The sequence below is a fragment of the Paenibacillus sp. FSL M7-0420 genome (assembly GCF_038002345.1).
In the GTDB taxonomy this organism is placed as follows: domain Bacteria; phylum Bacillota; class Bacilli; order Paenibacillales; family Paenibacillaceae; genus Paenibacillus_AQ.
This window is the reverse complement of the sequence record NZ_JBBOCJ010000001.1, coordinates 6008792-6019640: the sequence shown is the minus strand read 5'-3', so window position 1 is coordinate 6019640 and position 10849 is coordinate 6008792. Positions and strand designations below refer to the sequence as shown.

General features: G+C 50.6%; 11 protein-coding genes and 1 pseudogene. 6 read left to right on the top strand and 6 right to left on the bottom strand.

Annotated elements, in window-relative coordinates:
- Positions 1-4: 4 nt before the first annotated feature.
- Positions 5-1021, bottom strand: a complete 1017-nt coding sequence (locus tag MKX51_RS25700) for a DUF6385 domain-containing protein (protein ID WP_340994371.1) — start codon at positions 1019-1021, stop codon at positions 5-7.
- 273 nt (positions 1022-1294) lie between these two features.
- Between MKX51_RS25700 and MKX51_RS25695 the strand changes: the two genes are divergently transcribed.
- The 3 genes from MKX51_RS25695 (at position 1295) to MKX51_RS25685 (ending at position 3277) form a co-directional block, all read left to right on the top strand.
- Positions 1295-1831 (top strand): hypothetical protein, encoded by a 537-nt coding sequence (locus tag MKX51_RS25695; protein WP_340938235.1) that lies wholly within the window; start codon positions 1295-1297, stop codon positions 1829-1831.
- 23 nt (positions 1832-1854) lie between these two features.
- The gene (locus tag MKX51_RS25690) at positions 1855-2433 is read left to right on the top strand and encodes a hypothetical protein (RefSeq protein WP_340994370.1); all 579 of its coding nucleotides are present in this window, start codon (positions 1855-1857) and stop codon (positions 2431-2433) included.
- A gap of 172 nt (positions 2434-2605) precedes the next feature.
- Positions 2606-3277: an alpha/beta hydrolase gene (locus MKX51_RS25685; RefSeq protein ID WP_340994369.1), complete on the top strand. Its 672-nt coding sequence runs from the start codon at positions 2606-2608 to the stop codon at positions 3275-3277.
- A 358-nt stretch (positions 3278-3635) separates the two neighbouring features.
- On the opposite strand, the gene MKX51_RS25680 is transcribed toward MKX51_RS25685, so the two are convergent.
- Together MKX51_RS25680 and MKX51_RS25675 are read right to left on the bottom strand one after the other, a co-directional pair.
- Positions 3636-3974, bottom strand: coding sequence for a sigma factor-like helix-turn-helix DNA-binding protein (locus MKX51_RS25680; RefSeq protein ID WP_340994368.1), 339 nt, complete (start codon positions 3972-3974; stop codon positions 3636-3638).
- Positions 3975-4170: 196 nt separating this feature from the next.
- Positions 4171-4617 carry a DUF6843 domain-containing protein gene (locus MKX51_RS25675; protein ID WP_340994367.1) on the bottom strand — a complete coding sequence of 149 codons (447 nt, stop codon included), beginning with the start codon at positions 4615-4617 and terminating at the stop codon, positions 4171-4173.
- Positions 4618-4649: 32 nt separating this feature from the next.
- On the opposite strand from MKX51_RS25675, the gene MKX51_RS25670 reads away from it, so the two are divergent.
- Positions 4650-5003: a DUF3238 domain-containing protein gene (locus tag MKX51_RS25670; protein ID WP_340994366.1), complete on the top strand. Its 354-nt coding sequence runs from the start codon at positions 4650-4652 to the stop codon at positions 5001-5003.
- 151 nt (positions 5004-5154) lie between these two features.
- Here MKX51_RS25670 and MKX51_RS33275 read toward each other — a convergent pair.
- Together MKX51_RS33275 and MKX51_RS25665 are read right to left on the bottom strand one after the other, a co-directional pair.
- Positions 5155-5211 (bottom strand): annotated as a pseudogene (locus tag MKX51_RS33275) (hypothetical protein); the annotation flags it as partial.
- A gap of 322 nt (positions 5212-5533) precedes the next feature.
- Complete coding sequence (locus MKX51_RS25665; RefSeq protein ID WP_340938240.1) at positions 5534-6562, bottom strand: LacI family DNA-binding transcriptional regulator; 1029 nt, start codon at positions 6560-6562, stop codon at positions 5534-5536.
- A 116-nt stretch (positions 6563-6678) separates the two neighbouring features.
- Here MKX51_RS25665 and MKX51_RS25660 point away from each other — a divergent pair, with 116 nt between their 5' ends.
- A complete protein-coding gene (locus MKX51_RS25660; RefSeq protein WP_340994365.1) occupies positions 6679-8379 on the top strand; it encodes an alpha amylase N-terminal ig-like domain-containing protein in 1701 nt (566 codons plus the stop codon).
- Between the two features lie 61 nt (positions 8380-8440).
- Here the strand turns inward: MKX51_RS25660 and MKX51_RS25655 are convergent, their stop codons facing one another.
- Entirely contained in the window at positions 8441-9550 is a 1110-nt protein-coding gene (locus tag MKX51_RS25655) for a M23 family metallopeptidase (protein WP_340994364.1), read from the bottom strand.
- A gap of 233 nt (positions 9551-9783) precedes the next feature.
- On the opposite strand from MKX51_RS25655, the gene lipA reads away from it, so the two are divergent.
- Complete coding sequence (gene lipA / locus MKX51_RS25650) at positions 9784-10689, top strand: lipoyl synthase (protein ID WP_340938246.1); 906 nt, start codon at positions 9784-9786, stop codon at positions 10687-10689.
- The last annotated feature ends 160 nt before the right edge of the window (positions 10690-10849 follow it).

Genomic DNA, 10849 nt, shown 5'->3' with positions numbered 1-10849 from the left:
ATACTTACGTTCCTTGTGCATCAAAAATAACATTAAGCGTAGAAGCTGCGCCCGGCGTGGCGGATTGATAGGAGAGGCGGGTGTATTTCAGGAACCGGGCAGGCACAATAACGTCTACAGAACCTGCCGGCAGCGGATTGTCTCCGGTCGTATCGACGAAATAGTTGGTTCCGTCTGCGCTGATCTCGACCCGTGTATTTACCGGATTGGCTCCGGTATTCACAATGAAGTAGGAATAGGTGCCAAGGACGCTAGTATTGTTGGCTGGTAGAGGCGTATAGGTATCTGAGGTGGCAATTGCGCTAGTAGGCAGCTCAATAAAGCTGCGCTGGGAAATAGAGGTTACGCTGCTCAGCGTACCGGCAGTAATAGTCGCGCCAAGCACACTAGTAATCGTACCGTCTAAGAGGTTAGTCACTGTACCAGCAGATGTTAATGTACCAGCAGTAATAGTCGCGCCAAGCACACTAGTAATCGTACCGTCTAAGAGGTTAGTCACTGTACCCGCAGATGTTAATGTACCGGCAGTAATAGTCGCACCAAGCACGCTAGTAATCGTACCGGCAAGGATGTTCGTAACCGTACCAGCAGATGATAGAGTACCAGCAGTAATAGTCGCACCAAGCACACTAGTAATTGTACCGTCTAAGAGGTTAGTCACTGTACCCGCAGATGTTAATGTACCAGCAGTAATAGTCGCGCCAAGCACACTAGTAATCGTACCGTCTAACAGGTTAGTCACTGTACCCGCAGATGTTAATGTACCAGCAGTAATAGTCGCACCAAGCACACTAGTAATTGTACCCGCAAGGATGTTCGTGATTGTACCGGCCGAGGTTAATGTACCAGCAGTAATAGTCGTGCCAAGTATGCTAGAGATGGTGCCGTTCAAGATGACGGTGGTCAGATTCCCGCTGGCATCCGTGGTTAGCGGCCGGTCGATCAGGGTCGAGGGGTCCCGGCCAAAAATAAGTGTGCGCAAATTATCCGGATTCGCCTGAAATGAACTGAAATTTGGCAAAATAGAGTCATCCTTTCTGTGGGCAATTTCTACCGTCAGCCTGCTCATGAAAAGACCCAAACCGTCGTCTGGGTCCATAAGCATGTATAGGCTGCCGGGTTAATAGAGAGAAGCATGAGTTGGGCAGGACCATTCGAATGGTGTGATATTAGGATATGGAGCTTTTAAGAGAATGACTGGGTTAACTCTGCAAAAATACGCAGCCGCCAAACAACCTGCCGGACAGCTTCGCATACTATGAAAATATGCTAGACCGACAGAAGGAGTGAGAATATGCCAAATGAGACTGTGTTTAACCAGAATAGCCAGCCGCTGTATACCGAGCAGGTGAACACCTATATTGCACCCGGGATCGACACTCTGCCTGAAGCGGGAGCCGCGATGTCAGGCTTATTGTTTGGGATTCCTTTTGCCTCCACGGTGGGTACTTCAACCCCGCTTGTCATGCAGATAGCTAATCCTGGCGGCAGCGGACGTACCTTGTATATCTCCCGCATCATCGCAAGCACGGGAACAGCGTCGGTCACCTTAACCTTGCTGCGTAATGCAACGGTGGGGGGCATGGCGGTCACTCCGGTTAACTATAACTTCGGGAGTGCGGTCACAAGCGTCAGTACTGCCCGGACCGCTACGGCTGCACCTACAGGCTCCCCGGCGACATTAATGTCGATGCTGCTGGCTATAGGTCCGGTCATCCTTAATATGGACGGCAGGATTATTCTGCCGCCCGGCAACTCGCTCACGATATCGGTAACGATTGCGTCAGGGAGCACTTCGGCAACAGGCAACATCAGCTGGTGGGAATTTTAGAGCGGAAGGAGAAGGGATGAACCATGCCCAATAATTATGTAATCAATGACAATGACCAGCCGGTCTATGTGGAAATGACGAATACCTTCCGTGCCCCGGATATCAGCGCCCCGCCTGAGATGAGCGCTTCGCAGGCAGCCGTATTATTCTCGGCGAATGCCTCGAATTCAGCAACGATCGTGCTGTCGCTTCTCTCGGCTGTTATTTCAGTCCGCATCAGTAATCCTGCGGGCAGCGGCCGGACCTTGTATCTGTCCCGGATCAGCGGCAGTATCGGCGGCACCTCGGTGCTGACCTCAATCTCTGGCAGCTTTAGCATTGTCAAGGGAGGCACGATTTCTTCGCCGTCCACGGTGACGCCGGTGAATAATAATCTGGCCAGCACGGCAGCAAGCAGCATGACGGTCCAATCCTCCACCGCAGCTATTTCCGGGGGCACTGTGCTGGCGAATGTTCAGATTGCGCCGGGAGTGTTCAGCCCGGCTTTTACCGGCAGCATTATTGTCCCTCCGAACAATGTCATCAGCATCAGCGTAAGCTCCTCAAGCGCGGCAGTCGGGACAATTATATCTGCGTTAAGCCTGAACTGGTGGGAGAGATAGCAGGCCGGTGCTTAAGCACCTCTATAGCTGTTTCACGCTAGACATCCTTCTATTTCTTGCTGAAACGGTACCGCCGCTTAGAGCACGGCAGAGCCGAGCCCACTTGACTTCAAGGTGACTAAGGTTTATTTTTCTATAAATGGATGAATTAGAGGATTGGGGAGGAGGAAGCATGGAGCGCTGTCTGTTTATACACGGCTTCACCGGAGGCGAATACGAGATTTCTCCGCTTGCGCAGTTTCTGGAGGCGAACGGTTATGTGTCCAGAATGTTTACCCTGCATGGACATGGAGGCGGCAGAAGGGAGCTGCTCCATTCAAGCCGGGGGGACTGGCAGCTAAGCGCCGAGGAGGAACTGAAGCAGCTATTCTCAAGCTCCGACAAAGTACATCTGATCGGCTTCTCTACCGGAGCGCTGATTGCGTCGCGGCTATCGGTTCAATATTCTTCCAGGATTCAGTCGCTCACCTTATTGTCAACCCCGGTGTATCCGCTCAACCCGGCCGAGATTCTGCGTACGCTGGTCCGCCCGGAGATGCTCAGGAATTATCTCAGCAAATGGGGTTCTACACCCATGAGGGCCACACGGGAGTTCCAGCGGCTGGTTCGTGAGAGCTTCGAGGTCTACCCGCAGCTGGAGGTGCCGACCTTCATTGTACAGGGCAGGCGGGATCATCTGGTGAAATTCAAAAGTGCGGACTATCTCCGGCAGACGATTCCCTCGGAACGCAGACAGGTGCTGATTATGGAGCAAAGCGGACATATGGTCTGCCATAGCGCGGAGAGTCCCGCCATGATGGATGAAGTGCTCCGGTTTATCCGCCGCGCCGGCGATTCCGGGTAAACGAAGAACCCTTCCAGGGCTGGAAAGGGTTCTTCGTTTCGCATCTACCCCGATGATTTCACAATAACACCCACATCATAAACGTGGGTGAAGGAATAGCTCAAACTGCTCTTGGCCGGGGCCCTTTTTACTGTGATATTTATTAGCCGTCTGCTATTCTTTAAAAATCTCAGGATTTACGAGTTTGTAAGCTATGTTTCTTTTTTTAAAAGTGAAATCAATTCGGTTATTAATGTTTATTTTGCATCCTCGTAGGGCATCCTCATATATTTACTGAGATATAGAATGTCCTTTTCGAATAATGCGAGTAATTTCCATATAGCCTTCTTATCATTTCCCCTAGCTGAAGCTAGTAACTTTATAAAGTCCTCTTCTGATATAGATAGGTCAGCATTTTCTTTTTCCATTTACTCACCGCCTGTTGACTGATATGAAGCTCTTTTGCAATTTGTGATGTTGTCATGTCCAAAATATAGATTTTATATATAATTTTCCTTCCTGTGGGTGAAGGTAGGGAGGCAAGTAATTCATTGATGTGAATTTTTTCGATAATTTCATCATTTGATATAGAGTTTTTTATCATTTCTATTTTTAATGGTAGTTCTTTTTTATACTGAATTCTTTGCTTGTGTTGAATGCGCCAAGCTATACGGTAAAGTTCTCTCTTGTAATACTCTATAGACGAAGTAGATTTCATAATAATGTGCCTCCGTAGTCCTGAATTTGGTATATCTCTATATATAAAGGAACTTTAATACTTGTTAATTACAACCAAAATGCAAACATATGTTCCTGTTTATCTATTATAAATTATTACTAATATTAAAATCCATAGAAAAAATAAATAGGCTCATCCAGTTAAGGATGAGCCTAAATGCTAAATTAATTTTAGTCTATTTCATTAGTTCAACAGGATAGTCAGGATCAGGAGTATTTTTGAGCTCAGCTTCTGTTCCTACAAAAAAGCTCTGCACCGTAGGCCCTTTGATTTTACCGGAACTATTAACCGACTCGCCGTCGCCTATAGTGTGAGCGTGAATCATTTGATCGACATCTATTTTTTCCTGTGTATTTTGTTCATCATAATAATAAAATACATCAATAGCTACCCCATATTCAGCACTTGGAGTGGATGTTTTTAATACTCCAGATTCAGGAATGGTAAAAATGTTTCTCCCATTAACCTTTTCGATAGCGTTAAACCCCTCTTGATTATAAATAATCTGTACCCAACCCACATAATTTTTTGGAATAAGATAAGTATTTGGAGTGCGTTTATTAGAACTGCAGGATACAAAAAGTAATAGCAACGGTAGCAGTAGCAAAAGTAACTTTTTCAATTTTTCTACCTCCGGAATTTAACATAGTATATATGTATATTACACATAAAACCGCGCAAGCATCCGAGAGCGGCCTTACAGTCGGAGTAGATTCCTCTTATCTTTTAGGTGGAGCTTCCGATTTCTACAGATTTGTGTGTGATGGAGATGTTGCTGATCCACTTATTAATGCAGCACCGGCAGTAAATTATCACCTGTTTGTTACGATTCACAAGAATGTTGTGATTTCGATTGAAGGTCTTCATGATGGTTACCCTTCATATGAGATTTATGCCAGTGTAAATGGAGGGACATGGCAGAACATTTATCTGTTTAATGAAAAGGACTTGTTAAATCTGTTCCCACCAATGGATATCCATGCTGATGCAACAAGAAACATCTTGTAAATTGGATTTATATTTGAAATAAAATTCTCTTAACAACTAGGATGATAAGCGTGCACTATTGGCACGCTTTATCATTCTATTTTAACGGTGTAAGAGAAATTTTTTAGTTATTCCAATCCTGAGGGTACCCCGTACATAGCTACAGCTTCTTTTACTGTGAATTTTCATGCTTAGATTCATACAGCAATTCATCAGGCATCAATAACTCTACAGCAAATTGATTCGCTTCATGTTCAGTCCGATCGACAGAAAGCGGGTGTTTTCAAAAAGACGTTACCGCTTAAGTCCAATACGGCCTTATGTATTAAAGCGCAGTTCAGTAAGAGTGAATAATTTGACTGAACTGCGTTTTTTTTTGTACTACAGGATTTGATGTTAAAATAAAGCCTTCTATAAGATATCAATACGTCGATGATAAATGGGTGAACACGTTGACATTGAGGAGGGGGCATGGTATTTTCAACTCAAGGAAACCGGTTTCCTTTTAACTGAAGATACCGTACTTTCGCTATATGCTATTTGCTGTTCCGTTATTCCGCAGCAGCCCCGCCGCTTCGCTTGGAAGATAACCGGGGAATCAACTCTGGCTCCAGCAGTTGTCCGCTCACGGCAGCTTCTTTGTTATCCAGCTTGTCCATTAATAATCGTCCTGCGGATGCGCCGAGCTGGAAGGTATCCATATCGAGTGAAGTCAGCGGAGGAGTGGTGTAGGGGGACAAGGGATATTCATCGAACGTGGCAATGCCCAGCTGTGAAGGAATGGAGATATTCAATTCCCGGGCCGCCTGCAGCACGCCGTAAGCAGAGAAGTTGCTCATGCAGACGATGGAGCCGGGGGGATTTGCACTTCGCAGGAGCTGCTTGGCTGCCTGATAGCCATCCTCCTGGGCCGCCCGGCCATTGATGATCCAGCCGCTCTGCACAGCCATTCCCGCCTCGCCGAGTGCCCGCTGATAGCCGGCTGCACGGCGCAGGAAGAGCGGCTCATCCTTCTCGCCGCCGATGAAGGCCACAGACGGGTAGCCCTGGTCCAGCAGATGCCGGGTCAGCATGAATCCGCCCAGCTCATTGTCACAATCGACCCAGATTCCCGGGGCGTTGATCTCACCGATGGAGATATAGGGGAACTCAAGCCGGTTCAGCTCCGCGCACAGCTCAGGAGTCAGCACCGAGGTGTTGGCAATAATGCCGTCCACCCGCTTATTCAGCACCAGCCTCTGCAGGAAATGCCCCTCCGCATGGTCATGCTGGATATTGGCAATGGTCAGCTCATATTTCAGAGGACCAATGATGCTCTCCACCCCGCCGATAATGTTATAAAAGAACTGATTGAGAAACTCACTTTCCTTGGACATATCAATGAGGATAGCTATCGTATTGCTGCTCTGTCTGGCAAGTCCGGTGGCGATGCTGCTCGGGGTATAGTTCATCTGCTTGATGATGTCCCGGACCCTGGCCTTCGTTTCCTCGGATATTTTGGGAGAGTCGTTCATGACCTTGGATACAGTGGATTTCGCGACACCCGCTGCCTGGGCGATATCCTTAATAGTAACTTTCATAGCTTTCCCTCCCGTCCTTACGGTATGGTACGCCTTAATGGCGAACTTTGTTCTACCTGTCATAATAACACAGTTGCTGAGGCTGCTCTATGCGGCATAAAAGGAGAGTATACAGTATGCTTACCCGGTTATTCGTATATCACACAGCGGAGGACCCCTTTGCCTTCCCGGCAGGCCCCCGCCTGCTTAAACTCAGACTATTCGTGCAGACCGGACAGTCCTTGTCCTGCACAGTTGTCCACGCTGACCGTTATGATTCACCCGGCCATGAGCTTCCGCAAGAGATGGAGCGGATCGGCTGTGCCGGAGCGTATGACATTCATGAAGCCCTTATTCCGGCCGAGACTGGCAAATGCCGGTATCTGTTCCACATCGGGAATCCCGCAGGTGAATACATATGGTATGGGGAGCGGGGAAGCTCCGAGAACAGGGACCAGGCGGGTGCCTTTCAATATGCCTATATTCACCGCCCGCAGGCTATCGCGCTGCCTGCCTGGAGTTCAGACGCGGTGGTCTATCAGATTTACCCCGAGAGCTATCATCAGGGGACGCTTCAAGGCATTACAGACAAGCTTACATACCTGCAAGAGCTTGGCGTGACTGCTATTTATATGACGCCAATCTTTGAATCGCCTTCCGGGCATAAGTATAATACTTCCGATTACTATAAGGTAGACCCCGGCTTTGGGACGCTTGAGGATCTGAAGATGCTGGTCGGGACTGCCCACCGGCTGGGGATGAAGGTTCTGCTGGATGCGGTCTTTAACCATTCCGGCGATACTTTCTTTGCCTTCCGGGATGTATTGGAGCATGGGGAGGCCTCACGCTATAAGGACTGGTTCTTTATTCATTCCTTCCCGGTCAGCACTAAGCCGGTTCCCGGCTATGAGACCTTCGCCAAGGCGGAGTCGAGTATGCCGAAGCTGAATATGGATCACCCTGAGGCAGCGGATTACATGATGGACGTAGCCAGGTATTGGGTGCGGGAAGCCGGGATCGACGGCTGGAGGCTGGATGTGGCTAACGAAGTGACTCCGGCCTTCTGGACAAGACTGCGGCGGGAGCTGAAGGCGGAATTCCCGGACTTGCTGCTGATCGGCGAGATTATGCATGCTTCCGGGCCCTGGCTGCGGGGAGACCAGTTCGACGGCGGCATGAATTACCTGCTGCGGGATGCAGTGCTGGAGTTTTTTGCAGCACAGTCTGCGGGGCCGGCCCGGTTCATGGAGCAGCTGCTGCATCAGGAAGCCTTATACAATGATCAGGCCAATTCGGCAATGTTCCAGCTGCTGGGCAGCCACGATACGCTGCGTTTCCTGACCGCCTGCAAGGAGGGGGGGCGGGGCTGGGACCGGGAAGCTACGGCAATGAGCCGGATGCGGCTGGCTGTTTTTTTCCAGATGACTTATATTGGGCTGCCGATGATCTATTACGGGGATGAGGTAGGAATGGAAGGCGCTACAGACCCGCATTGCCGGCGGCCGATGCTCTGGGAGGAGCAGGCTCAGCATACCGGACTGCTGGACTGGTACAAGCGGCTGATCTCGCTGAGAACAGAGCATGAAGTGCTGCGCAGAGGGGCCTTCCGCCCGTGGTTCACAGATGAGACGCGCGGTGTCCTGGGCTATGTCCGGCGCAGCGGGCAGGACCGGATGGGGCTGATTATCAATAACTCCCCCAACCGCTACCATCTGGAGCTGCCCGCCTACCGTTCGGACACCAAAGTACTGACTGAGCTGTTAAGCGGACTCACCCTCCGCAGCTCAAGCAAGCTTCTTGTGGAGATTGAGCCGTTTGGCTGTCTGATGCTGCACTAACCTGTAACCTCTGTCCACGGTAAAAGAGTAACGGACTCTGAGCGGCGGCAGCCTGCAAGTGTTATTTCTTCTTTTTGTTCAGTCTCAGCAGCCGGAATTCCTTGTTTTCCCATTGCTTGAGCAGCGGGTAAGGATCGAAGGCCCACTCCGTAATGCCGCGGTCACGGTAAATGCCATAATGCAGGTGGGGCGGGAACTTGCCCTGTGTGCCCGGGCTGCCGTAGCCTGAGCTGCCGACCCAGCCGATGGTCTGTCCCGGAGTGACAATATCCCCGCGCAGCAGGGACTTCTCATACCCCATCAGGTGGGCATAATAATGGTAGCGGTTCTCGATATCGCGGATACCGATGCGCCATCCGCCGTAGCGGTTCCAGCCCTTGGTCTCCACAATGCCGAAGCAGGTGCTGCGCACCGTCAAGCCATGCGGCGCGAACAGATCCGTGCCTTCGTGAATGCGCGCGCCGCCCCAGCTCCGGCCGGTTCCCCAGGTGCTGCGGTAGGCATAATTGGTCCCTATCGGCAGCGGAAATGCACTGCCGGACAAGTCCAGCCGTCCGAAATGCTCATATAGCTTGGCGAACTGGGAGACGCGCTGGGCGGCCCGCCCGTTATGATAATACTCCCAGATCCCTATATTGAAATCCGTAGAGGAATCCCCGTACTTGAGCAAGTGGCGGGCCATGCTGTAGAGCACATCCGCATCGCTCTCGGGATCGGCGATGCCGTCTCCCGAGCCGTCCAGCCCGAAGCCGCCGAAGAAGCGGATCGACTCCGGCTGCTTGTCGTCCTGATCCGGATTCAGCGGACCGGACCATACGGGCGCCGGAATCATAATTCCGGTAAGCCGTGGCTTAGCCGCTGCAGAAGGGCTTTCTGCGGCGGCTGTTTTTTTGCTTTTCCTGGCGATGGACCGTTCGTACTGATCGATGGCAGCGAAGCGGTACCAGGGAATGCCGGTTGCCGCGTCCATCTGCTCAAAGAGCTGCTTGCGGTCAGCGGCGGCAGTCTCTTTGCTGTCTGCGGGAGCAGGACTGCCCGAGCTCAGTTCGGGAATTTTATGATAACGGGCAGCTTGGGTGCTTTCGGCAGGACTACCGCTCCAGAGCAGGGCGGCGGCAGACATGCACATCAAGGTTCTGCGGGTGTAGGGGCTATTTAATAAGGCCAGCATGATCTCATCCTCCTGCGTTTGGACGCATGAATTGCATATATGTTTGCGGAAGCTGCACCGGGGCCAGGTGCTTTTCTTTAGATTGAAGCAAAAGGACTTTTTTTATCCATGACTGCTCCAAGGTTCACAAAAACAGGCAAAGGACTACTTCACATGCTATAATATGAGGCAGCAACTTTTGACTGTGAAATAAATTGACATGACATTCAGATCGAAAGCGGGGTCTCATCACTTTGACTAATCGAACAGCCAAACAGCCCAAGCCAGACTGGATCAAAATCAAGTTAACCACCGGTGAGGAATATCAGGAAATCAAGGGTATGATGCGCTCGAAGACGTTACATACCGTATGCGAGGAAGCACGCTGCCCGAATATTTATGAATGCTGGGCGAACCGCACGGCGACCTTCATGATTCTGGGGGATATTTGTACGCGCGCTTGCCGCTTCTGTGCGGTGAATACAGGCCTGCCGACCGAGCTGGACCTGCTGGAGCCGGAACGTGTGGCAGAGGCTGCCGAGGGGATGCAGCTTAAGCATTGTGTGGTTACGAGCGTGGCCCGCGATGATCTGAAGGATGGAGGTGCTGCAATCTTTGCTGAGACAGTGTCCGCGATCCGTAAGCGCCTTCCTCTGTGCAGCATTGAAGTGCTGATTCCTGATTTCCTGGGAGACCGCGCGAGCCTGGAGACTGTGATGAACAGCCGTCCGGATATTCTGAACCACAATATTGAGACCGTGGAGCGGATGTCAGACCGTGTCCGGGCCCGAGCTAAATACCGCCGTTCCCTGGAGCTGCTGCGCCGGGCCAAGGAGATGAAGCCGGAGATTCCGACCAAATCGAGTATTATGCTTGGCGTCGGTGAGGAGTGGGATGAGATTCTGCAGGCGATGGATGACCTTAGAGCCGTAGATTGTGATATATTGACATTAGGACAATATCTTCAGCCTTCGCCGAAGCATCTGAATGTGGAGAAATACTATCCGCCCGAGGAGTTCGCGGTGCTGAAGGAAGAGGGCCTGAAGCGCGGCTTCAGCCATGTGGAGGCCGGCCCGCTGGTGCGCAGCTCTTATCGTGCCCATGAGCAGGTGAAGTCTGCTGCCGTGGCCCGTGAGGCGCGTTCCGTTTCACAGGCATAGGTAGGTCTTTTAGTCTATTTGCGTTGGGTTCGATTTTATAAAAACTTGTGTAAACAAGTTTGCCGCGTGACGGAGTCACAGTAGATAGGTTTTGGTTTTTTATGTTTTTAGGTTTTAAGCTTTTTGTTTTAGGTTTTAAGGTTTAGGTTTGTTTTTAAAA

Bases quoted from the DNA above. Each gene is read 5' to 3' on its own strand.
- MKX51_RS25695 (WP_340938235.1), top strand. From the start codon at position 1,295: ATGCCAAATGAGACTGTGTTTAACCAGAATAGCCAGCCGCTGTATACC.
- MKX51_RS25690 (WP_340994370.1), top strand. From the start codon at position 1,855: ATGCCCAATAATTATGTAATCAATGACAATGACCAGCCGGTCTATGTG.
- MKX51_RS25685 (WP_340994369.1), top strand. From the start codon at position 2,606: ATGGAGCGCTGTCTGTTTATACACGGCTTCACCGGAGGCGAATACGAG.
- MKX51_RS25680 (WP_340994368.1), bottom strand. From the start codon at position 3,974: ATGAAATCTACTTCGTCTATAGAGTATTACAAGAGAGAACTTTACCGT.
- MKX51_RS25670 (WP_340994366.1), top strand. From the start codon at position 4,650: ATGTATATTACACATAAAACCGCGCAAGCATCCGAGAGCGGCCTTACA.
- MKX51_RS25665 (WP_340938240.1), bottom strand. From the start codon at position 6,562: ATGAAAGTTACTATTAAGGATATCGCCCAGGCAGCGGGTGTCGCGAAA.
- MKX51_RS25660 (WP_340994365.1), top strand. From the start codon at position 6,679: ATGCTTACCCGGTTATTCGTATATCACACAGCGGAGGACCCCTTTGCC.
- MKX51_RS25655 (WP_340994364.1), bottom strand. From the start codon at position 9,550: ATGCTGGCCTTATTAAATAGCCCCTACACCCGCAGAACCTTGATGTGC.